Origin of the sequence: Pseudomonas sp. yb_5 (assembly GCF_043103865.1) — a bacterium.
Lineage (GTDB): Bacteria > Pseudomonadota > Gammaproteobacteria > Pseudomonadales > Pseudomonadaceae > Aquipseudomonas > Aquipseudomonas putida_Y.
The window spans coordinates 1-22,488 of sequence record NZ_JBICKE010000055.1 but is presented as its reverse complement, the minus strand read 5'-3'; the positions used below and the strand labels follow the sequence as shown (position 1 = coordinate 22,488).

Here is a 22,488-nt window from a genome sequence, read left to right as displayed (position 1 = left end):
CAGGTGTAGGAGCGGGTTCACCCGCGAATACGGTGGCGGCTGCGACGGCGAATGACCGGGGATATTGGCCGGCAGCCCCGGCCCTTTCGCGGGTAAACCCGCCCCTACATGGGCGGCAGGGTCAGGCGCTGGCCAGCCATCAACAGCGACAGCCGCGCCAGGCCAATCCAGGGCGAACCTTCTGCCTGCCCTTTGATCTGCGCATCGATACGCTGGGCATCCTGCAGCAGTTGTGCCCAGCGCTGCGCCGAGAGGCGCTGCAGGGCCTTGCTGACCAGCGGTCGGCGTTTGTCCCAGATGGGCGGGCGGGCCTGGCTGAACGCTTTGTCCAATGGCACGCCTTGGCTGAACTGCTGGGCCAGCCCCGCCAGTTGACGCAGCTCACGGGCCAAGGCCCAGAGGATGACGGGCGGCTCCACACCTTCACCGCGCAAGCCTTCGAGCATGCGCAGGGCATGCGCAGCCTCGCCGTTGAGAATGGCATCGACCAGGCCGAAGACATCGAAGCGGGCGCTGTCGGCGACGGCAGCCTGCACGGTTTCCACGGTGATCTGGCTGCCTTCGGCCAGCAACTTGAGCTTTTCGATTTCCTGCGCGGCTGCCAGCAGGTTGCCTTCCACGCGCGCGGCAATCAGGTCGACGGCATCACGCTGGGCTGACAGGCCGGCCTGTTGCAGGCGCTGGTTGATCCACTGAGGCAACTGGTGCACATCCACCGGCCAGATCTGGATGAACTGGCAATGGGCGCCTTCGATCAATGCCTTGCCCCACTTGGTCTTCTGCGCACTGCTGTCGAGCTTGGGCAGGCTGATCAGCAACAGCGTGTCTTCGGCGGGATTGGCGCAGTATTCCATCAGCGCGGCGGCACCTTTGTCACCGGGCTTGCCTGAGGGCAGGCGCAGTTCCAGCAGGCGGCGCTGGGCGAACAGCGACAGGCTTGCACCCGCCTGGAGCAGGGTGCCCCAGTCGAAGTTGGCGTCGGCACTGAATACCTGGCGTTCATCGAAACCTTGCTGACGCGCGGCATTGCGGATGGCGTCGGCGGCTTCCTGGCACAGCAGCGGGTCGTCGCCGCTGACCACGTAGACCGGTGCCAGGGCGCCTTGCAGGTGCTTGTTGAGTTGGGCAGGGGCGAGTTTCATGGGAGCAGGCGAGGCGCCCGAGGGCGCCCCTCACGGGCTTAGTTGCCCGGAACTTCCAGTGGCGATTGCTGAGGCGTCTCGGCTTGCTGGCGGCGGGCTGCTTCCAGCGCGGCAGCTTCGGCGCTGGCACGCTCGTCGGCTTTACGCTGCAGCTCATCCAGCTGGGACGGGGACAGCATTTGCAAGCGTACGACCATGGCGTTGACCAGGTCGCGGCGCATTTCTTCGCGGGCGCGTTTGGCTTCCTGCTCGGAGCCGGTGATGTTCGAGCCGTCACGCACGTAGACCTTGCGCACCTCCAGCTTGTCGCTCATCAGCTCCAGGTTGTTCAGGCCCAGGATGCTGTAGTCCAGCTTGGTGGTCAGCTCGTACTCGGCGGTGCGGTTGCCACTGTTGTAGGTGGCCGAGCGCTCGCGCTCCTGTTCGTTGGTCAGCACCAGGCGATACGGTGCGCCGGCGTGCACGTTGACGCCGCTACGTTCCAGTACTTCACGCAGCTGGACCACGGTCGGGCCATAGGCATTGCGCGCGCTGACGTCCATTTCCTTCACGCTCAGCTCGGTGGCGCCGGTGCCGCGCAGCTGGAAACCGCAGGCGCTGAGCATGACCGCCAGGCCGATTACCAGCAAATTGCGTTTGATCATGTTGTTGCTCCCTTTTGGGCCTGTTCCGCCCACCCGCAGCCAATGCGGGTGGGCGTTTTCATCAGTTGGCGACGATGTTGACCAGTTTGCCCGGTACCACGATGACCTTGCGGATGGTCAGGCCATCGATGAAGCGCAGGACATTCTCGTTGCTGCGGGCAGCGGCTTCGACTTCTTCGCGGCTGGCAGCAGCAGGCATCTCGACCTGGCCGCGCAGTTTACCGTTGACCTGAACCACCAAGGTAATGGTGTCCTGCACCAGCGCCTGTTCGTCGACGCTTGGCCATGCGGCATCGATCACCGACCCTGCATGGCCCAGGTGCTGCCACAGCGCGTGAGAGATGTGCGGAGTGATCGGTGCCAGCAGCAGGGTGACGGCTTCCAGGCCTTCCTGCAGCAGGGCACGGTCCTGTTCGGTGGCTTGCGGGGCCTTTTCCAGCACGTTCATCACGGTCATCACCTGGGCGATGGCGGTATTGAACTTGTGGAACTGGCCCACGTCGGTGCTGGCCTGCTTGATGGCGGCGTGAATCGCGCGGCGGATGACTTTTTGCGCGTCGTCCAGGGCGGCGACATCCAGCTTGCCTGGCAGACCCTGGCTGACGTGAGCCTGAGCCAGGCGCCAGACGCGGCGCAGGAAGCGGCTGGCACCCTCGACGCCGGAGTCGGACCATTCCAGGCTCATGTCGGGCGGCGAGGCGAACATCATGAACAGGCGGCAGGTGTCGGCGCCATAGGCTTCGATCATGGACTGCGGGTCGACGCCGTTGTTTTTCGACTTGGACATCTTTTCGGTGCCACCGATTTCCACCGGCAGGCCGTCGGTCTTCAGGCGGGCGCCAATGATCTTGGCTTTGGCATCACGCTCGATCTCGACATCGGCCGGGTTGAACCAGTCCTTGCCGCCGTTGCTGGCAACGCGGTAGTAGGTCTCTGCGACCACCATGCCCTGGGTCAGCAGGTTCTTGAACGGCTCGTTCGAGGTGACCAGGCCTTCGTCACGCATCAGCTTGTGGAAGAAGCGCGCGTACAGCAAGTGCAGGATCGCGTGTTCGATACCGCCGATGTACTGATCTACCGGCAGCCAGTGGTTGGCGGCTTTGGGGTCGACCAGGCCTTTGTCGTAGTTTGGCGAGGCGTAGCGGGCGAAGTACCAGGACGACTCGACGAAGGTGTCCATGGTGTCGGTTTCGCGCTTGGCCGGAGTACCGCATTTCGGGCAGCTGCATTCGTAGAATTCAGGCATGCGCGCCAGTGGCGAACCGGCCCCGTCCGGCACCACGTTCTCCGGCAGGGTGACCGGCAACTGGTCTTCCGGCACCGGTACGTCGCCGCAGGACGGGCAGTGGATGATCGGGATCGGGCAGCCCCAGTAGCGCTGGCGGCTGATACCCCAGTCGCGCAGGCGGAACTGGGTACGCGATTTGCCCAGTTCCTTGCGGATCAGCGCCGCTTCGATGGCGTCGAAGGCGCCAGCGAAGTCCAGGCCGTCGAATTCTGCGGAGTTGATCAGCTGGCCGTGTTCGCCATAGGCGGCCTGCCATTCGCTGCCGACTTCATCGCCAGCGCTGGTGCGCACCACGGCCTTGACCGGCAGGTTGTACTTGTGGGCGAACTCGAAGTCGCGCTCGTCGTGGGCCGGTACGGCCATTACCGCGCCATCACCGTAGTGCATCAGCACGTAGTTGGCGACCCATACTGGCAGCTTCTCGCCAGTGAGCGGGTGCTCGACCAGCAGGGAAGTGGCCATGCCCTTCTTCTCCTGGGTGGCCATGTCGGCTTCGGCAACGCTGCCGCTCTTGCACTCATCGATGAACGCCTGCAGCGCCGGGTTGCCCTGCGCGGCCTGGGTGGCCAGCGGGTGCTCGGCGGCGACGGCGACGTAGGTGGCGCCCATCAGCGTGTCCGGACGGGTGGTGAAGACCTTGAGGGTGCCTTCGTGGCCGATGCTGGCCTGGTCGTACGGGAACTGTACTTCCATGCCGCGCGATTTGCCGATCCAGTTGCGCTGCATGGTCTTGACCTGCTCAGGCCAGCCCGGCAGCTCGTCGAGGCTCTCCAGCAGTTCGTCGGCGTAGTCGGTGATGCGGAAATAGTACATCGGGATTTCGCGCTTCTCGATCAGCGCGCCCGAACGCCAGCCACGGCCGTCGATGACCTGTTCGTTGGCCAGTACGGTCTGGTCCGCCGGGTCCCAGTTCACGGTACCGTTCTTGCGGTAAATGATGCCTTTCTCGAACAGACGGGTGAACAGCCACTGCTCCCAACGGTAGTAGTCGGGTTTGCAGGTGGTGACTTCACGTGCCCAGTCGATGGCCAGGCCCAGGCTCTTGAGCTGGGTCTTCATGTAGTCGATGTTTTCGTACGTCCACTTGGCCGGGGCGACGTTGTTTTTCATCGCCGCGTTTTCCGCGGGCATGCCGAAAGCGTCCCAGCCCATCGGTTGCAGGACGTTCTTGCCCAGCATGCGCTGGTAGCGGGCAATCACGTCACCGATGGTGTAGTTGCGCACGTGGCCCATGTGTAGCTTGCCGCTCGGGTACGGGAACATCGATAGGCAATAGTAGGTGTCTTTGCCTGGCTGTTCGGTCACAGCGAACGATTGTTGCTCGTCCCAGAACTTCTGGGCGGCGGCTTCGATATCACGGGGCGTGTATTGTTCGTGCATGGCTACTTTTGGCTGAGAGAGAAGAGACCTTGTTCCAGGCAGCGGAACCTCGCTGCGTCCGGCACTCCGGTGTCGTTTAGAGTGAACGCCGTAGCATACAGCAGCGCTGCGTATCGTGGGAAACCTTCGTTGCGAATGCCCGCTGGTCGCGGCACACGGCTGCTTTTTGCAGCGACGCTAAGCTCAGGTGTGGGGGGGATATTCTTACCTTCAATGAGGTGAACGGATGGGAGAGACGCAGCTACCCGCAATCAGACCGGAGCTTTACGAGCGCCTGATCGACCGGCTTGGCCTGGCACTGGAAACGGCCAGGACCTCGGTTCGATTGCGCGACGAGATGCCAGCTGAGCTTGAGTTGCGTGGCCTGAGCCACGCAGAGTTCGAAGTGATAAAGGCCTACCTGGATTCCCTCCCGGAGCGCCACAATGCCTCTGTCGGCAGTTACCCACAAGCGGAGCCGACATCGGCCAAGATCATCTGGCTCAAGGACAAGAAACGCCCCGCCAGTAAGGCGAGATCCAGGACGCTGCCGCATCGCTAGCCGTTCAGGACGCCAGGCGCAGGCTATCGCGCGCCGGTTCTTCACTATCACACAACTCACGATCGACGCCGGTACGCACTTGTTGACCGGCGTCGATCCTTCTAGGCTGCACGCCTGCCAAGGAGGTGTGGCCGATGCCGATCCGATTCTTCATCAAACAATGGCTGATGCCGCCGGGCGTGCTGCTCTTGCTGCTGCTTGCTGCCTGGTGGCTGCGCACGCGGCGGCCACGGTTGGCGGCGCTTTGCTTTGCCGCAGGACTGGGTGGTCTGTGGCTGATGAGCCTGCCGCTGGTGGTGCAGGAAACCGCCCGTGTGCTGGAAAGTGAGCCGCCGCTGGCGGTGAGCGACTGGGCCGGCCTGGCGAGCCGGGCGGATGCCATTGTGGTGCTGGGCGCCGGGCGCGAGCGCGGGGACCCGGCCTGGGGTGGCGGTGACCAGCCCACGGCCACGGCGCTGGAGCGTATGCGCTTTGCGGCGCGGCTGGCCAAGGCCTCCGGTCTGCCAGTGTTGACCAGTGGCGGGTTGCATTACGGGACGCCGCCCAGCGAGGCGAGGCTGATGGCTGATCGCCTGCGTGAAGATTTCGCTGTCGAGGTGAAATGGCGCGAAGAGGCCAGCCGCACGACTTGGGAAAATGCCCAGCTGACGGCAAAGGTGCTGCAGCCTTTGGGAATTCGCCGGGTGGTGCTGGTGACCCAGGCCTGGCACATGCAGCGCTCACGCTGGAGTTTTGAAAAGGCGGGGTTCGAGGTGGTGCCGGCGCCGGTGGGGTTCCTGGGGCGCGATCATGCGCGGCCGTTTGGCGGGCTGTTGCCAGAGAGCCGGGCGATGTGGCAGAGCGGGCAACTGCTTAATGAAGTTGTGGGGTTGGCGGGGTATCGGGTGTTTTACTGATTCACCGGCTTACATAGTCCCCTGTAGGAGCGGGCTTGCCCGAGAAAGGGCCGGCCCTGCCGGCCAATCTCCACCCGCCGTTCACCGTTGCCGCCACTACCGTATTCGCGGGTAAACCCGCTCCTACAGTGGCCGCGTATCGCCAATCAGACGGTTTTTGCAATACGCCCTGCCAGCAACGCCCAGCCCAGCAGCAATGCACAGACTATTGCCAGCGGCCATGAGCGCCATTGCAGGTAAGGTGTCAGCTGCTGCATCGGCACCACTTCGCCATACAGCACTGCCTGCTGGAATTGCGGAACCTGCGTGGTAATGCGGCCAAACGGGTCGATCAGTGCAGTCACGCCGTTGTTGGTGGCGCGGATCATCCAGCGGCCGGCCTCCAGCGCGCGCATCTGCGCCATCTGCAGGTGCTGCAAGGGGCCGATGGATTTGCCGAACCAGGTGTCGTTGCTGATGGTCAGCAGCAGGTCGCTACGTGCAGCCAGGCCGGCGGCGAACTCGGGGTAGACCACCTCGTAGCAGATGTAAGGCGCAATCTGGTAGCCCTTGGCCTGCAGCAGCGGCTGGTCTTCCGGGCCGCGGGCGAAGTCCGACATGGGCAGGTCGAAGAACTCGATGGCCCCACGCAGCACGTCTTGCAGCGGCACATACTCGCCAAACGGCACCAGCTTCTGCTTGAGGTAAGTACCATCGCCTTCGCCTGTGACGGTAATGCCGTTGTAGTAGCGGCGCTGGTGGTGCACTTCTTCACGCACCGGCACCCCCGTGATCAGCGCCGAATGCCGCTCGGCGGCGAAGCGGCCCATCACGTCGATGTAGCCCTGGGCCTGGTCCTTGAGCACCGGAACAGCAGTTTCCGGCCACACCAGCAGGTCCACCGGCCTGGAGCTGAAGCTCAGGTCGCGGTATAGCGCCAGTTGCGCGTCGATGTGCGCGGGGTCCCATTTCAGGTCCTGCTCGACGTTGCCCTGGATCGCCGCCACTTTCAGCGGCTCGCCTGCCGGAGTGGTCCAGGCATGGCCCTTGAGCGTCAGGCCCAGCACCCAGGGGGCCAGCAACAGCACACTGGCCACGGCCAGGAACGAGGGGCGGGTGCGCAGGCGGTGCAGGTTGCACAGCAGGGCGGCGGTGAGGGCGAGGGTGAAGGAAATCAGCCATACGCCGCCCAACGGCGCAAGGCCGGCCAGCGGGCCGTCCAGTTGGCTATAGCCGGCGTACAGCCAGGGGAAGCCGGTCAGGAACCAGCCGCGGAAGGCCTCTTGCAGGAGCCAGAGGGCGGCGAAGCACAGGGCGTCGGCCAGTGGCGCTTCGTTGCGGCGTAGCCAGCGCGCCCACAACCAGGTGGGCAGGGCAAAGAACCAGGCCAGTGCGGCGAAGAACGCCAGTAACAGCACGATCGCCAGCAGCGGCGAGGCGCCGCCGTAGGTGTTCATGCTGACGTAGATCCACCAGGTGCCGGCGCCATACAGGCCAAACCCGAACCACCAGCCACGCCACATGGCCTGGCGCGGGCTGAGCTCGCGCAGGCCAAGGTAGAGCATCGCGATGGACAACACTGCCAGCGGCCAGATGTCGAACGGCGCCAGGGCCAGGAGGGTGGAAGCACCGGCCGCCAGGGCCAGCAGGTTACCGGGCCAGCCGGGGCGGGTGATCCAACGCATGTTTGTCCTTAACGGGTGATCGGGGTCAGGCGCAGCAAGTGTATCCGCCGGCTGTCGGCGTTGAGAATACGGAACTTGTAAGAGCCGATCTCAGTGGTTTCGTTGCGCTTGGGCAGGTGGCCAAAGGCGCTCATCACCAGGCCGCCGACCGTGTCGAACTCGTCGTCGGAGAACTCGCTGTCGAAGAACTCGTTGAAGTTCTCGATCGGGGTAAGCGCTTTGACCAGGAAATCACCGCTGGGCAGTGGCTTGATGTAGCTGTCTTCCTCGACGTCGTGCTCGTCCTCGATATCGCCGACGATCTGCTCCAGCACATCCTCGATGGTAACCAGGCCCGCCACGCCGCCATATTCGTCGATGACGATGGCCATGTGGTTGTGGTTGGCGCGGAACTCGCGCAGCAACACGTTCAGGCGCTTGGACTCGGGTACGAAGGTGGCCGGGCGCAGCAGGTCCTTGATGTTGAAGCTGTCGCCGTTCTCCTTGAGGATCAATGGCAGCAAGTCTTTGGCGAGCAGGATCCCGAGCACATCGTCATGGCTTTCGCCGATTACCGGGTAGCGCGAGTGCGCGGCGTCGATCACCGCCGGCAGGAACTCGCGAGGCGACTGGCCGGCCTTGATGCTGTTCATCTGCGAGCGCGGAACCATGATGTCGCGAACCTGCAGGTCGGCGACCTGAATGGCGCCTTCGACGATGGTCAGCGCTTCGCTGTCCAGCAATTTGTTCTGATGGGCTTCGCGCAGCAGCTCAAGCAGCTCCTGGCGGTTTTTCGGCTCATGGGCAAAAGCCTGGGTCAGTTTACCCAGCCAGGACTTCTGCCCGTTGCTCGATCGATCTTCGCTCATGGCGGTTCTCGTGATCCTTCGTGTATCAGTGTGTGATTGTGTCGGTTTCATCATCGGCATACGGGTCGGGGTGACCCAGTTCTGCCAGCAATTCCCGTTCCAGGCTTTCCATTTCCTCGGCCTCCTCATCCTCGATGTGGTCATAGCCGAGCAAGTGCAGGCAACCGTGGATGACCAGGTGCGCCCAGTGCGCCTCCAGCGATTTGCCTTGTTCGGCCGCTTCGCGCTCGACCACCGCCACGCAGATCACCAGGTCGCCCAGCAGCGGGATATCGAGCAGGTCATCGGGCACATCGGCCGGGAACGACAACACATTGGTCGCGTAGTCCTTGTGCCGGTAGGTGTGGTTCAGCTCGCGGCCTTCGGTTTCGTCGACCAGGCGAATGGTCATTTCCGAGTCTGCGCTGCGCTGGCGCAACGCCAATTCGCACCAGCGGCGAAAGGCGGCGTCATCTGGAGTGGCAGCATCCGTGGCCCGTTGGATATCAAGTTCAAGCATCTTTGCCGGGCGCCTCGGGCTTGGGCTGACGGGCTTCGAAGCGGTCGTAGGCTTCGACAATACGCTGCACCAGTGGGTGACGAACCACATCCTTGGGTTGGAAATGGGTAAAGCTGATCCCGGGAACGTCCTTCAGCACCTCGATGACGTGCGCCAGGCCCGACTTGGTGCCACGGGGCAGGTCGACCTGGGTGATGTCACCGGTGATCACCGCGGTAGAGCCGAAACCGATGCGGGTCAGGAACATCTTCATCTGTTCGAGCGTGGTGTTCTGGCTTTCGTCGAGGATGATGAAGCTGTTGTTCAGGGTGCGGCCACGCATGTAGGCCAGAGGGGCGATTTCGATCACCTGGCGTTCGATCAGCTTGGCCACGTGTTCGAAGCCGAGCATTTCGTACAGGGCGTCGTACAGCGGGCGCAGGTACGGGTCGATTTTCTGTGCCAGGTCGCCGGGCAGGAAACCGAGCTTTTCACCTGCCTCGACCGCCGGGCGCACCAGCAAGATGCGGCGCACCTGTTCGCGTTCCAGCGCGTCCACGGCGCAGGCTACGGCCAGGTAGGTCTTGCCGGTACCGGCCGGGCCGATGCCGAAATTGATGTCGTTGGCCAGGATTTCCTTGACGTAGCGCTGCTGGTTGAGCCCGCGCGGGCGGATGTTGCCCTTGCGCGTGCGCAGCGACACGCTGACCTCGTTGACGGCCGGGTTGTCGATGTTTTCGACAGCCGACTCCTGCAGGTACAGGTGTACGGTTTCCGGTGACAGGTCGGTGGCCTTGGTCTCGCGATAGAGACGGCGCAGCAGCTGTTCGGCAGCAGAGGTGGTCCTGGGTTCGCCGATCAGTTCGAACTGATTGCCGCGGTTGCGGATCTCGATGGCCAGGCGCTGCTCGATCAGGCGCAGGTGCTCGTCGAACTGGCCGCACAAGTTGGCGAAACGGTGGGCCTCGAAGGGTTCGAGGATGAAACGATGGGGTTCTATGGGTGCGTTCAAGGTCGTTTTTAGCCGCTCGACGGCGATGGAGTTGAACTCAAGAATAACCCTTGAATGGCAGTGGCGAAAGCACTGAAACGTTCAACGGTATGTACGGGCTGTTCTGGCCTCGTCGCGGGTGAGCCCGCTCCTGCAAGGCCGGTAGAGATCCTGTGGGCGCGGGCTCACCCGCGAAGGGGCCAGAACAGGTATCATGGCCACCTTTTCTTACGCATGTGTTATCTGGTCGAACATGAGCAAACGCGAACCCGCCATCTATAAAGTGATCTTCCTGAACCAGGGCCAGGTCTTCGAGATGTACGCCAAGCAGATCTACCAGAGTGACCTGTGGGGCTTTCTGGAAATCGAGGAGTTCGTGTTCGGAGAGCGCTCGCAGCTGGTAGTGGACCCGAGTGAGGAGAAGCTCAAGAGCCAGTTCGACGGAGTGGTCCGCAGTTTCGTGCCAATGCACTCGATTGTGCGCATCGATGAGGTGGAGCGGCTGGGCACGGCGAAGATCAGCGAGGCCAAGGGTGGCGGCAATGTGATGCCGTTCCCGATGCCAATGCCGGAAAAGTGACCTTCAGGGAAGCGGCGAGAACGGCGTACGCCCTTCGGCGCTCTGCAGCTCCAGCAGGTACTTGCGGAAAATCTGGCCGAGCACCTGGGTGGCATGTTCCAGTTCGTCGCGGGGCATTTGCTCGGTCACTTCGTCGGCCATGTCCAGCGCATCTTCGGCGCCATTGACCGCAGCCATCTTCAGCAGGATGTAGGCCTGCACGTTGTTGGCCTTGACCCCTTCGCCACGGAAGAACATGGCGCCCAGGCGGTATTGGGCGTCGGCATGGCCTTGCAGCGAAGCCTTCTGGAACCAGTCCAGGGCTTTGTCCAGGTTTTTTGGCGTTTGCGTGTAGTAATACTCGCCCAGTTCGAATTGCGCCTGGGCATCCCCCGCAGTCGCCGTCTGCTCGCAGGCCTTGAGGGCGTTTGCCAGGTCTTCAGGCTGAACGTTCAAGGTACAGCGGCCCGTCGCCGGAATCAGCAACGAGTTACCGCCCTCCGCCAGGGCCAGCAGGGGCTGAAGAAGCAACAGGCAGCCCAGGGTCAGGGCGCGGCCGGTGCGGTTCATGGGGATCGACTTACCTCTGCAAAGCTGCGGCCAATGTCTCTGGTGGCACATTATGGGATAAGCAGCGCCAACCTTACAAAGTTTTACTCGAATTTCTGCTTGGTTGGGGAAGTCAGCTGATTGTGCGTGCGTAATTATTGCCTGTACCGGCCTCTGTGGGAGCGGCCTTGTGTCGCGATAGGGCTGCGCAGCAGCCCCAGAATTCCAGCAGAAATGCATCGATTGCTGGGGCCGCTTTGCGGCCCTATCGCGACACAAGGCCGCTCCCACAAAGGGGAGTAGCTGCTTATTTCAGGGCGGCAAAGGCCTTCTCAGCCGCATCCAGGGTGATCTGCAGCTCCTTGTCACCGTGGGCGATGGAGGTGAAGCCCGCCTCGAACGCGCTCGGTGCCAGGTACACGCCACCGTCGAGCATCAGGTGGAAGAAGCGCTTGAAGCGCTCGGCATCGCTGGCCATCACGTCTTCGAAAGTGACGATATCGTCGGCGCCGCTGAAGTACAGGCCGAACATGGCACCGGCCTGGGTGGTGACGAATGGCACGCCAGCGGCATCGGCGCGCTGCTGCAGGCCATCGAGCATGCGGCTGGTGTAGTCGGTCAGCTCGGCGTGGAAGCCTGGGCGGCTGATCAGCTTGAGGGTGGTCAGGCCGGCGGCCATGGCCAGCGGATTGCCCGACAGGGTGCCGGCCTGGTAGACCGGGCCGAGCGGGGCGATGCAGCCCATGATTTCACGCTTGCCGCCGAAACAGCCGACCGGCATGCCGCCACCGACGATCTTGCCGAAGGTAGACAGGTCCGGCGTGATGCCGTAATGGCCCTGGGCGCCGCCGAGCGAGACGCGGAAACCGGTCATCACTTCGTCGAAAATCAGCACCACGCCATGCTTGTCGCATTGCTCGCGCAGGCCCTCGAGGAAGCCCGGTGCCGGTGGCACGCAGTTCATGTTGCCGGCCACGGGCTCCACGATGATGCAGGCCACGGTCTGGCCAACTTCGGCCAAGGTCTTCTCGACGGCAGCGATGTCGTTGAACGGCAGGGTCAGGGTGTGTTTGGCGAAGTCCGCTGGCACGCCTGCCGAGCTTGGCACGCCTTGGGTCAGCAAGCCGGAGCCGGCTTTTACCAGCAGGCTGTCGGAGTGGCCGTGGTAGCAGCCTTCGAATTTGATGATGGCGTCACGGCCAGTGTAGCCGCGGGCCAGGCGGATGGCGCTCATGGTGGCTTCGGTGCCCGAGCTGACCATGCGCACCATTTCCATCGACGGTACGATCGAGCAGACCAGATCGGCCATCTCGGTTTCCATGGCGGTCGGCGCGCCGTAGGACAGGCCGTGCTCCAGCTGCTTGCGTACCGAGTCCAGCACGTCCGGGTGGCCGTGGCCGAGGATCATCGGGCCCCAGGAGCCGACGTAGTCGACGTAGCGTTTGTCGTCCTCGTCAACGACATAGGCGCCTTCGGCATGCTTGAAGAACAGCGGCGTGCCGCCAACGCTCTTGAAAGCGCGGACTGGCGAGTTGACGCCGCCGGGGATGTGCTTCTGGGCTTGGGCGAACAGGGCTTCGGAACGGGACATGGAAGTATCTCTCGAATCAGGATGCGAACAAGGCGTTGAAGGCGCGGGCGCGGCGGGTGACTTCCTGCGCGCTGTCGGCACCGAACAAACCGTGGATCACCGCCAGCAAGTCGGCACCGTGGGCGACCAGCGGGGCGGCGTTGTCGAGGGTGATGCCGCCGATCACGGCGATCGGCAGTTTCACCTGGGCGCGGGCCTGCTGCAGCAGTTCGACGTTGGCAGCGGGCGCGCCCGGCTTGGTGACAGAATTGAAGAAGCGGCCAAACGCCACGTAGCTGGCGCCTTCGCTGGCAGCCTGGGTGGCCAGTTCGAGGCTGGCGTGACAGGTGGAACCGATGATTGCCTGACGGCCTAGCAGTGCGCGGGCCGGGGTCAGCGGGCCGTCGGTCTGGCCCAGGTGTACGCCGACACCCAGGCGTGCGGCCAGTTCGGCGTCATCGTTGATCAGCAACCGGGTGCCGTAACGCTCGCAGAGCTTCATCAGCCCTTCGGCTTCACGCAGGCGGCGCGCCGCATCGTCGCTCTTGTCGCGGTACTGCAGCAGGCACACGCCGCCTTCCAGGGCCGCCTCGACATGGGACAGGAAACGGCCGGCGAGCAGCTGGCTGTCGGTGATGGCATACAGACCGCGTAGCTTCATTGAAGGCCTCGTGTCAGGAGCAGAAGTCCAGGGGCAGGCGGCGCGGCACGTACTGGCCCTTGCCCAGTTGCTCGGCGTCACGCAGGGTGCGCCAGGTGTAGTCCAGGGCGGTGCGCACGGCGCTTTCCAGCTGCTCGCCGAGCGCCAGGCGGCCGGCCAGGGCGCTGGCCAGGGTACAGCCCGAGCCGTGGTAGCTGCCTGGCAGGCGCTGGCAAGTCCAGGTGAAGTGCTGGCCGTCCTGGGTGTACAGGCGGTTGTGAATTTCGTCTTCGTCGCCGTGACCGCCGGTAATCAGCAGGTGTCTACAGAACGGCAACAGTTTCTTGGCGCATTCGTCAGCGGTGCCTTCGGGCAGTTCGGCGAGGATGCGTGCTTCGGGCAGGTTCGGTGTGGCGATGGTCGCCAGCGGCAGCAGACGTTCGCGCAGGGCGTAGCCCACTTCGTCCTTGCCCAGGCGGCCACCGCCACCGGCACGCAGCACCGGGTCGCAGACCAGCGGCAGGTGGGGGTGGGCGGCCAGCAGTTCGGCGACGGTGTCGACCATCTCGATCGAGCCGAGCATGCCCAACTTGACGGCGGCCACCGTGGAGTCGGCCAGCACGGCGTTGGCCTGGGCCAGCACCCACTCGCGGTCGAGTACGCGGAAGTCGGAAACGTTGACGGTATCCTGCACGGTCAGGGCGGTCACTGCAGGTGCAGCGTGGCAGCCTTGGGCAATCAGGGCTTCGATATCTGCCTGCAAGCCGGCGCCGCCACTGGGGTCGTGGCCGGAGAGACAGAGGACAACGGGGCGGGAGCTGTAGGTATTCATGGTCGGCGAGCTTACCACCAAACCTGTTTGGGCGGATCGTCCGACAAACGAGTTTTACTGATCGATCGGTCAGGTTGTCTGTTGTTTTTCTATTGAAAGCGTTGATTTAGAGCCTTTTCTTTGTGTTTTTTATGGCCCATTGCCAGGTTGTGAAGCTATGCTAGAGTGCTCGGATAACTCTACAAACGGGTTCTGCAGGATCACGTCGTCTCAAACGGATGGGAGGCTACCGCGACGCGACCGGACAGGCCATGCTGGGGCTGTATGCGCTATTTGCTGATTGTGCTTCTGGGCTTGCTGCCCGTGCTGGCCGGAGCGGTCGATTTCGACGACGCTACCCGGCATCTTCCACTGGGCAAGGCCATGCAGGTTTATGAAGACCCCGATGGCAATGCCAGCATCGCTCAGGTCAGTGCCCCCGGGTTTGCCAAACACTTTCAGCCCCACCATGAAGATGTGCTGAACGCCGGTTACTCCACCTCGGTGTTCTGGCTCAAGGTCGAGTTGCGCCCCGTTGCCGCGCCCAGTGCAGCCCCGCGTCAATGGTTGCTGGAGCTGGCCTACCCGCCGCTGGATCACCTCGAACTGTATTTGCCTGACAGCAGCGGCATGTACCGTCTGGCGCAGCGTACCGGCGATGCCTTGCCTTACGACAGCCGGCAGATCCGGCAGAACAACTACTTGTTCGAATTGCAATTGCCCCCTGGCAAGGTGACTACCGCGTACCTGCGGCTGCACAGCCAGGGGTCGGTGCAAGCACCGCTGGCGTTATGGTCCCCTGATGCCTACCTGGAAGAGCAGCCCACGCGCCTGTATGTGCTGGGGATGATCTACGGCGTGTTGCTGGTGATGCTGGTATACAACCTGTTCATCTACCTGAGCGTGCGCGACGTCAGCTACCTCTACTACATCCTTTACATCGCTTCGTTCGGCCTTTACCAGGTGTCGGTGAACGGTGCCGGTGTAGCGTACTTCTGGCCAGACAGCCCTTGGTGGGCGAATGCCTCCACGCCATTGTTCATTGGTGCAGCCGGCCTGTTCGGTTGCCAGTTCGCCCGGCACTTCCTGCGACTGGGCAGCATCAACCGTGGCTTCGACCGCCTGTTGCAACTGCTGATGCTGGGGGGCGCGCTGGTCATGGTGCTGGCGGTGAGCATGCCCTATGGCGTTGCTCTGCGCATGGCCACGCTGCTGGCGTTGCTGTTCACTGTAAGCGTCTTCTGCGCCGGCCTGTATGCCTGGTGGCGCGGCTTTCGAGTGGCGCGCTGGTTCATCATCGCCTGGACGGCGTTTCTGCTTGGCGGTCTGGTCAACACCTTGATGGTGCTGGGCTACCTGCCGAACGTGTTCATCACCATGTATGCCAGCCAGTTGGGTTCGGCGCTGGAGGTGGCCTTGTTGTCGCTGGCGCTGGCCGACCGCATCAACAGCCTGCGCGAGCAGCAGGCGCAGACCTTGCGCGACACTGGGCGTACGCTCGAGCAACTGAACCTGCAACTGGCCAGGAGCAACCGTCTGAAGGACGAGTTCCTGGCCAGCGTGACTCACGAGCTGCGCACCCCGATGAACGGGGTGATTGGCTCGCTCGAGTTGATGCACACCCTGCCGATGGATGCCGAAATGGCTCAGTACCATCACACGGCAGTGGGGTCTGCCCAAGGCATGATGGATATGGTCGATGCCATTCTTACCCTGTCCGAATTGCAGGCCGGCCGCCTGCGGGTGCAGCCGGCACCGTTCAGCCTGCGCGCCCTGTTACAGGGCTTGCGCGCTGGTTATGCCGGGCAGGCTCTGGGCAAAGGCTTGTACCTGAGCCTGGATATTCCGGCCGACCTGCCGGACGAGTTGCTCGGTGACGGGCAGAAACTGGCGCACTGCCTGGGTTGCCTGGTGGATAACGGTTTGAAGTTCACCCATCAGGGCGGGGTGATGATCCAGGTACGCGGCCGCCGGGTGGGGCCGGGTGATCTGGCGTTGACCTTTACCGTCAGCGACAGCGGTATCGGTTTCGATGATCTGGAGCAGTCGACCCTGTACCAGCGGTTCTTCCAGGTCGATGGTTCGATGACCCGGCGGTATGGCGGTTTGGGCATCGGCTTGTCGATTTGCCGGCAGATGGGGGAGTTGCTGGGGGCCAGATTGGCACATGAATCGACGCGCGGGTTGGGTAGCCGCTTCGAGTTGAGTTTGAACATGGCGATTTCGCAGGCGCAGATGAGCCCGCACATGCTGCAGGCGCGGCGCTCGCTGTAGGAGCGGGTTCACCCGCGAAAGCGCCGGGTCTGCTGGCCAATATCCACCCACTGTTCACCGTTGCCGCCACCACCGTATTCGCGGGTAAACCCGCTCCTACACAGCACAGGTCGTTGTAGGCGCGGGTTCACCCGCGAAAGGGCCGGGTCTGCTGGCCGATATCCACCCGCCGTTCACCGTTGCCGCCACCACCGTATTCGCGGGTAAACCCGCTCCTACGCGCGCGCGCACGCCAGCAACCACACGTTTAGTCATTAATACCCCTTTGACTACCCCGCAAGCAGTGCTTCACTGGGTCTCTCAAGCCTACCCGGATCCAGGAGCCCCCCGATGAGCCTGCACCAGTACGCTGAAACCCACGAAGTCACCAATCAGCCGCCGCCACTCGACGGTGCCAACCTGTACCGCCTCGACATTCCACTGCAGGAATGGTCAAGGCGTTTTGGCGCGGGCTGGGCCGAGTCGCGGATCGACGCCTATGGTGCCCTGGCCGGCGGCCCGCTGATGCAGGCAGGCTTCCTGGCCAACGCGCACAAACCCGAGTTCAGCAGCCACGACCGCTATGGCCATCGCATCGACCTGGTCGAGTTCCACCCGGCCTACCATGAGCTGATGCGTACCGCCGTCGAACATGGCCTGCCTTCTTTACCATGGGCCGAACCCCGCGCTGGCGCCCATGTTGCAAGGGCGTCGATGACCTACCTGCACAGCCAGGCCGAGGCCGGCACCGGTTGCCCGCTGACCATGACGTTTGCCGCCGTGCCGGCATTGCGCTTGCAGCCTGAACTGGCTGAATACTGGCTGCCGAAGGTCCTTGCCTGCGAATATGATCCGCGCAACGTGGGTGACCGGCACAAGGCCGGGGTCACGCTTGGCATGGCGATGACCGAAAAGCAGGGCGGCACCGATGTGCGCGCCAACACTACCCGGGCCTATCCGGTCGGTACGCCGGGCCCGGGGCAGGCCTATGAGCTGGTTGGCCACAAGTGGTTCTGCTCGGCGCCGATGTGCGACGCTTTCCTGACCTTGGCGCAAACCGACAAAGGCCTGAGCTGCTTTCTGCTGCCGCGCCACCGCCCGGATGACAACCGCAACCAGTTCTATATCCAGCGGCTGAAGAACAAGCTGGGCAACAGCTCCAACGCCTCCAGCGAGGTAGAGTTCCGCGGTGCGCTGGCGTGGATGATTGGCGAAGAGGGGCGCGGCGTGCCGACCATCATCGAGATGGTCGCCATGACCCGGTTCGACTGCATGGTCGGCTCCAGCGCGCTGATGCGCCAGGCGCTGACGCAGGCGGCCCACCATTGCGCGCATCGCAAGGTCGGCGGGCGGGTACTGAACGAGCAGCCATTGATGCAGAACGTGCTAGCCGACCTGGCACTGGAAAGTGAGGCTGCGTTGGCCCTGAGCTTGCGCATGGGCCAGGCGCTGGAGCAACTGGACGACCCACAGCAGGCGCATTTCGCTCGGCTGGTCACGGCGGTGGGCAAATACTGGATCTGCAAACGTGCGCCGGCCATGATCAACGAGGCCGCCGAATGCCTGGGTGGCGCGGGTTATGTGGAAGACAGCATTCTGCCACGGCTGTACCGCGAGGCGCCGGTCAACTCGACCTGGGAGGGCTCGGGCAACGTGCAGTGCCTGGATGTGCTGCGGGCCTTGTCCAAGGAGCCGGGAGTGCTCGATGCACTGTTTGCCGAGCTGGGTGACGGGCATGGCGACCCGCGCCTGGCGGCGCATATCGGCAACCTCAAGGGGGCGTTTGCCGACACCGGTGACATGCAGTACCGCGCGCGCCAACTGACCGAGGATATTGCCCTGGCGTTGCAGGCCAAGCTGCTGCTGGAGGCGGGGAATACAGAGGTCAGTGATGCGTTTATCGGCAGCCGCTTGGCCGGTGGTGGCAGGGTGTATGGGGCACTGCCGCGAGGTGTGGATGTGATGGCATTGGTAACAAGGGCTACGCCTGCCTGGCCGCTGTAGCAGCGGGCTTGCCCGCGAATCAACCCAACAGCGATCAATGGGGGTGTATTTAACCAAGAAGGCAGGCAAGATGGATCACATGCATGTCCAGACAGGAAGCACAGTGTGAGCCACGCTTTTGTAGTCGTTGATACCCCCGAACAGGCCGTCGACCGTCTGGCGGCCTTGCATGAACAGGCCACAGGGGCCCTTAGTAAGGCCCTGAAGCGTTACCTGAAGGACCGTACCGAGCCCGATGCCGATGAGCGCGACCTGTTCCGCTACCCGGCACTGCGTCTGACCTACTACAGCCATGGCGAAGTCGCCGCCACCACCCGCGCCTACGCCAAGGTTCAGGTTGCCGGCACCTACAGCGTCACCATTACCCAGCCCGCTGCGTTCCGTGGCTACCTGCTGGAACAACTGCGCCCGCTGATGCATGACTACACCGTCACGGTAGAAGTCGGCGTCAGCGAGCAGAACATCCCTTACCCCTATGTGGTCGACCAGGGCGACGAGCTGGCCGGCAGCGGCATTACCGCTGCGCAGCTGGCGCGTGTGTTCCCCAGCACCGACCTGTCGGCGGCCACCGACAACATCGCTGATGGCCTGTACGACTGGGACCGTGCTGAAATCATGCCACTGGCGTTGTTCGATGCCGCGCGGGTCGACTTCTCGCTGCGCCGCCTGGTGCACTACACCGGCAGCGACTGGCGCCATGTACAGCCGTGGATCCTGCTGACCAACTACCACCGCTATGTCGATCAGTTCATCAGCCATGGCCTGGAACAACTGCGTGACGACTCGCGCTTCGTGCGTATGGTGTTGCCGGGTAACGTTGTGATCGAAAAGGGCATGGACCATGGCGAAACCCAGGCCCTGGTGGCCAGCGTGGTCTGGCACCGCTACCAGATGCCGGCCTACCACCTGATCGCCGCCGACGGCAATGGCGTTACCTTGGTCAACATTGGTGTCGGCCCGTCCAACGCCAAGAACATCACCGACCACCTGGCCGTGCTGCGCCCGCATTGCTGGCTGATGATCGGCCACTGCGGCGGCCTGCGGCAGTCGCAGACCATCGGCGACTACGTGCTGGCGCACGCCTATATGCGTCGTGACGGCATTCTCGACCGGGTCGTGCCGCCGAATATCCCGATCCCGGCCCTGGCCGAAGTGCAGATGGCCTTGCAGGAGGCTGCCGCACAGGTCACTGGCGAGCGTGGCGAGCAGTTGAAAAAGCGCCTGCGCACCGGCACCGTGCTGACCTACGACGACCGCAACTGGGAGCTGCGCTGGGCCCAGGAACGCCCGTTGATCAACCTGTCGCGTGCCGTGGCGGTGGACATGGAAAGCGGCACCATTGCTGCCCAGGGCTACCGTTTGCGCGTGCCTTACGGCACCTTGCTGTGTGTGTCCGACAAGCCGCTGCACAGCGAGATCAAACTGCCAGGTTCGGCCAACGCCTTCTACAACCGGGCGGTCAGCCAGCACCTGAAGATCGGCATTGCCGCCCTCGACCTGCTGCGCACCGAGCTCAACTCGCTGCACTCGCGTAAACTGCGCAGCTTCGATGAGCCGCCGTTCCGCTGAGGATCCATGTCACTGCCACCCCGTAACAAGCCGCGCCGCCCCCAGGCGCGGCCTGCCGCCGGCCCGCGTCGCCAGGCCAAGGCGCCACCCGCTGAGCCGCGCCTGATCCTGTTCAACAAACCGTTCGACGTGCTGACCCAGTTCAGCGACGGTGAAGGGCGCGCGACGCTCAAGGACTTCATCGACATCCCGGGCGTATACCCGGCCGGGCGTCTGGACCGCGACAGTGAAGGCCTGCTGTTGTTGACCAATGATGGTGGGCTACAGGCGCGGATTGCCGACCCGAAGCACAAGCTGGCCAAAACCTACTGGGTGCAGGTGGAAGGCGAACCGAGTGACGAGCAGTTGCAGCGTTTGCGCGATGGTGTGGAGCTGAACGATGGGCCGACCTTGCCGGCCGAGGCGCGGCGCCTGGAAGAGCCCGAGCTGTGGCCGCGCAACCCGCCGGTACGCTTTCGCAAAAGTGTGCCGACCAGTTGGCTGGAACTGGTGATTCGCGAAGGGCGTAACCGCCAGGTGCGGCGGATGACGGCGGCGGTGGGCTTGCCGACCTTACGCCTGGTGCGGGTGCGGATCGGGGATTGGGCGCTGGATGGGCTGGAGCAGGGGGGCTGGCGGGAGGTCCCTGCCAGGCTTTAGTTCAGGTCAGGGGCCTGTTCGCGGGCATGCCCGCGAATGGCCCTGAAATGTTTTATACGCCTTCCAGAAACCCCACCACCACGCTTTTGATGATGAAGGCCAGCACCCCAAGCCCCAGCACGAAGAACAGGATCAGCGTGCCGAACTTGCCTGCCTTGGACTTTTTCGCCAGGTCCCAGACGATGAAGCCCATGAAACCGATCAATACGGTGACCAGGATAATCATCATCCACTCTTCGAATACGGCGGGATCCATCGGTGTTCTCCAGGCGGGTTGAGCGTCCGATTATACGTCGGCTGGCGTGAGCATTTAACGCAGGTGGGTCAATGGCAGCTCGGTGCTGGCCAGTACCTGGTTGAGCACGAAGCTCGAACGCACGCTGGTGACGCCTTCGATACGCGTCAGGCTGCCTAGAAGCAGTTTCTGGTAGTGGTCCATGTCCGGCACCACCACTTTCAGCTGATAGTCGGCATCCATGCCGGTGACCAGGCTGCACTCGAGCACCTGCGGCAGGTTGCGGATGGCGGCCTCGAATGTTTCAAAGCGTTCCGGGGTGTGGCGGTCCATGCCTATCAACACATAGGCGGTCAGGCTCAGGCCCAGTTTCTTGCGGTCGAGCAGGGCCACCTGGCGCGAGATGTAGCCGTCGTCTTCCAGTTGCTTGACCCGACGTGAGCATGGCGATGGCGACAGGCCGATGCGTTCGGCCAGTTCCTGGTTGGAAATGCGCGCATCGCGCTGCAATTCGGCGAGGATGCTCAGGTCGTAGCGGTCAAGTTTGCTCATGGCATTTGCCTTTTCTGTTCGGATTGCTGCGAATTATCAATCCAGGGTGAAAAATTGCGCAAGTGCTATTTATCTGAGCAATCTTCGCAATCCTCTGTCGCAACCCGTCCGGTATCTTTATCACCAGAATCACTGCCCGGACATCAGTCCACGGCGACGCGCCCTAGGCGGGCGGTCGCGGCCAGCCATCCAACAGGATCTGCAGGCCCCCGGGCTACACACCCTCCAGAAGACGGTGTGAGGTGAGCCGGCGCCACAAGTGCCGAGCACGGACGACAATTTCTGAAGGGAGGCCCTGTGGCCTCCCTTTTTTCATGCCGGGAATTTTAATTGGCCTGTGTCATGGGCGCGGTAGACTGGCGATGGTTGCAGTTTTTTCTACCGAGAGGAACACCATGACGTCGCGCATCTGGCAGTTGGCAGGTGTTGGTTTGCTAGGTTTTAGCATCAGCCTTCGGGCCCTGGCTGAAGGGCCTGGCGAGGGGCCGTCGGGGCGCTCGCTCAACTCGCGCGACGAAGTGCGCCAGACCCAGCCGCCGCGCCAGGGGTATTACCAGGACATTCCCCGCCGACACGGTGATGATCACCACTGGCAAACCGGTGGCCCGGGGCAACGGCCCGGTGGCGACTGGCAGGGGCGCCCGGATGGCCATGGCAATGGCTGGGGGCCTGGGCCGCAGTATCGCCCAGGGCACAGGGTGGACCATTTTCCTGACCGTTACTGGAAAGTACCCTACCGGGGCGCTGACTATTTCTACTCCGGGGGTTACTGGTACCGCCCGCACGGGGGCAGTTACATCGTGGTGACCCCGCCGTACGGCGTGCGGGTCAATTACCTGCCGCCTTATGCGCGGGAAGTGTGGTTGGGGGGTGCGCTGTTCTTTCTGGTGGCCGATACCTATTACCAGTACCTGGCAGACAGCCAGGAATATGTGGTGGTCAACCCGCCGGTCGGCGTGCCGGTGGCACCGGCAAACGGCGGGTATGACGTGGTGGCTTATCCGATGTATGGCCAGGGGCAGGAACAGCAGGAGCAGGACCGCTATCAGTGCCATCGCTGGGCGGTGAGCCAGTCGGGCTTCGACCCGGCGACGGCGACGTACGCACCGGAGGCCACTGTGCTCAGCCACTACCAGCGGGCGCTGGGGGCCTGCTTCAGTGGTCGGGGTTACAGCATCAACTGAACCCTGCACGGAACCCCTGTAGGAGCGGGTTTACCCGCGAATACGGTAGCG

General features: G+C 63.3%; 21 protein-coding genes. 8 read left to right on the top strand and 13 right to left on the bottom strand.

Annotated elements, in window-relative coordinates; genetic code table 11:
* Nucleotides 1-104: 104 nt before the first annotated feature.
* The 3 genes from holA to leuS form a co-directional block, all read right to left on the bottom strand.
* On the bottom strand, nt 105-1,142 hold the full coding sequence (holA, locus tag ACF8GF_RS07685) for a DNA polymerase III subunit delta (protein WP_176683213.1): 1,038 nt from the start codon (nt 1,140-1,142) through the stop codon (nt 105-107).
* Between the two features lie 38 nt (nt 1,143-1,180).
* On the bottom strand, nt 1,181-1,786 hold the full coding sequence (lptE, locus tag ACF8GF_RS07680) for an LPS assembly lipoprotein LptE (RefSeq protein ID WP_176683214.1): 606 nt from the start codon (nt 1,784-1,786) through the stop codon (nt 1,181-1,183).
* A gap of 61 nt (nt 1,787-1,847) precedes the next feature.
* Nucleotides 1,848-4,454: a leucine--tRNA ligase gene (leuS, locus tag ACF8GF_RS07675; RefSeq protein ID WP_209963246.1), complete on the bottom strand. Its 2,607-nt coding sequence runs from the start codon at nt 4,452-4,454 to the stop codon at nt 1,848-1,850.
* 226 nt (nt 4,455-4,680) lie between these two features.
* Here leuS and ACF8GF_RS07670 point away from each other — a divergent pair, with 226 nt between their 5' ends.
* A complete protein-coding gene (locus ACF8GF_RS07670; RefSeq protein ID WP_176683216.1) occupies nt 4,681-4,995 on the top strand; it encodes a hypothetical protein in 315 nt (104 codons plus the stop codon).
* 134 nt (nt 4,996-5,129) lie between these two features.
* Complete coding sequence (locus tag ACF8GF_RS07665; protein ID WP_339444021.1) at nt 5,130-5,891, top strand: YdcF family protein; 762 nt, start codon at nt 5,130-5,132, stop codon at nt 5,889-5,891.
* 146 nt (nt 5,892-6,037) lie between these two features.
* Here ACF8GF_RS07665 and lnt read toward each other — a convergent pair whose 3' ends face one another.
* From lnt to ACF8GF_RS07645, 4 genes are read right to left on the bottom strand one after another with little or no spacing between them, the layout of a single operon-like run.
* Nucleotides 6,038-7,555: an apolipoprotein N-acyltransferase gene (lnt, locus tag ACF8GF_RS07660; protein ID WP_176683218.1), complete on the bottom strand. Its 1,518-nt coding sequence runs from the start codon at nt 7,553-7,555 to the stop codon at nt 6,038-6,040.
* Between the two features lie 8 nt (nt 7,556-7,563).
* Nucleotides 7,564-8,403, bottom strand: coding sequence for an HlyC/CorC family transporter (locus ACF8GF_RS07655; RefSeq protein ID WP_003249762.1), 840 nt, complete (start codon nt 8,401-8,403; stop codon nt 7,564-7,566).
* 25 nt (nt 8,404-8,428) lie between these two features.
* Complete coding sequence (gene ybeY / locus ACF8GF_RS07650; RefSeq protein ID WP_176683219.1) at nt 8,429-8,902, bottom strand: rRNA maturation RNase YbeY; 474 nt, start codon at nt 8,900-8,902, stop codon at nt 8,429-8,431.
* Nucleotides 8,895-9,893: a PhoH family protein gene (locus ACF8GF_RS07645; RefSeq protein ID WP_014592526.1), complete on the bottom strand. Its 999-nt coding sequence runs from the start codon at nt 9,891-9,893 to the stop codon at nt 8,895-8,897. The genes ybeY and ACF8GF_RS07645 overlap by 8 nt, the downstream gene beginning before the upstream one ends.
* Nucleotides 9,894-10,125: 232 nt before the next feature.
* Here ACF8GF_RS07645 and ACF8GF_RS07640 point away from each other — a divergent pair, with 232 nt between their 5' ends.
* Complete coding sequence (locus tag ACF8GF_RS07640) at nt 10,126-10,452, top strand: DUF1820 family protein (protein WP_003249769.1); 327 nt, start codon at nt 10,126-10,128, stop codon at nt 10,450-10,452.
* Nucleotides 10,453-10,455: 3 nt separating this feature from the next.
* Here ACF8GF_RS07640 and ACF8GF_RS07635 read toward each other — a convergent pair whose 3' ends face one another.
* From ACF8GF_RS07635 to ACF8GF_RS07620, 4 genes are all read right to left on the bottom strand, one after another.
* The gene (locus ACF8GF_RS07635) at nt 10,456-11,001 is read right to left on the bottom strand and encodes a tetratricopeptide repeat protein (RefSeq protein WP_176683220.1); all 546 of its coding nucleotides are present in this window, start codon (nt 10,999-11,001) and stop codon (nt 10,456-10,458) included.
* A 286-nt stretch (nt 11,002-11,287) separates the two neighbouring features.
* The gene (gene hemL, locus ACF8GF_RS07630; protein WP_012053798.1) at nt 11,288-12,571 is read right to left on the bottom strand and encodes a glutamate-1-semialdehyde 2,1-aminomutase; all 1,284 of its coding nucleotides are present in this window, start codon (nt 12,569-12,571) and stop codon (nt 11,288-11,290) included.
* 16 nt (nt 12,572-12,587) lie between these two features.
* On the bottom strand, nt 12,588-13,211 hold the full coding sequence (gene thiE / locus ACF8GF_RS07625) for a thiamine phosphate synthase (RefSeq protein ID WP_176683221.1): 624 nt from the start codon (nt 13,209-13,211) through the stop codon (nt 12,588-12,590).
* A gap of 13 nt (nt 13,212-13,224) precedes the next feature.
* A complete protein-coding gene (locus ACF8GF_RS07620; protein ID WP_209963259.1) occupies nt 13,225-14,022 on the bottom strand; it encodes a hydroxymethylpyrimidine/phosphomethylpyrimidine kinase in 798 nt (265 codons plus the stop codon).
* A gap of 264 nt (nt 14,023-14,286) precedes the next feature.
* Here ACF8GF_RS07620 and ACF8GF_RS07615 point away from each other — a divergent pair, with 264 nt between their 5' ends.
* The 4 genes from ACF8GF_RS07615 to ACF8GF_RS07600 all read left to right on the top strand — a co-directional run bounded on the left by ACF8GF_RS07615 (nt 14,287) and on the right by ACF8GF_RS07600 (nt 20,466).
* Nucleotides 14,287-16,275, top strand: coding sequence for a hybrid sensor histidine kinase/response regulator (locus tag ACF8GF_RS07615; RefSeq protein WP_176683222.1), 1,989 nt, complete (start codon nt 14,287-14,289; stop codon nt 16,273-16,275).
* Between the two features lie 330 nt (nt 16,276-16,605).
* A complete protein-coding gene (locus tag ACF8GF_RS07610; RefSeq protein ID WP_176683223.1) occupies nt 16,606-18,258 on the top strand; it encodes an acyl-CoA dehydrogenase family protein in 1,653 nt (550 codons plus the stop codon).
* A gap of 105 nt (nt 18,259-18,363) precedes the next feature.
* The gene (amn, locus tag ACF8GF_RS07605; RefSeq protein ID WP_176683224.1) at nt 18,364-19,827 is read left to right on the top strand and encodes an AMP nucleosidase; all 1,464 of its coding nucleotides are present in this window, start codon (nt 18,364-18,366) and stop codon (nt 19,825-19,827) included.
* A 6-nt stretch (nt 19,828-19,833) separates the two neighbouring features.
* Nucleotides 19,834-20,466 (top strand): pseudouridine synthase, encoded by a 633-nt coding sequence (locus ACF8GF_RS07600; RefSeq protein ID WP_392488118.1) that lies wholly within the window; start codon nt 19,834-19,836, stop codon nt 20,464-20,466.
* 52 nt (nt 20,467-20,518) lie between these two features.
* Here the strand turns inward: ACF8GF_RS07600 and ACF8GF_RS07595 are convergent, their stop codons facing one another.
* Both ACF8GF_RS07595 and ACF8GF_RS07590 read right to left on the bottom strand, forming a co-directional pair.
* The gene (locus ACF8GF_RS07595; protein ID WP_003249787.1) at nt 20,519-20,722 is read right to left on the bottom strand and encodes a DUF2788 domain-containing protein; all 204 of its coding nucleotides are present in this window, start codon (nt 20,720-20,722) and stop codon (nt 20,519-20,521) included.
* Nucleotides 20,723-20,776: 54 nt separating this feature from the next.
* Nucleotides 20,777-21,253, bottom strand: a complete 477-nt coding sequence (locus ACF8GF_RS07590) for an Lrp/AsnC family transcriptional regulator (protein ID WP_003249795.1) — start codon at nt 21,251-21,253, stop codon at nt 20,777-20,779.
* A gap of 395 nt (nt 21,254-21,648) precedes the next feature.
* On the opposite strand from ACF8GF_RS07590, the gene ACF8GF_RS07585 reads away from it, so the two are divergent.
* Nucleotides 21,649-22,437 (top strand): DUF6515 family protein, encoded by a 789-nt coding sequence (locus ACF8GF_RS07585; protein ID WP_392488117.1) that lies wholly within the window; start codon nt 21,649-21,651, stop codon nt 22,435-22,437.
* Nucleotides 22,438-22,488 lie beyond the last annotated feature (51 nt).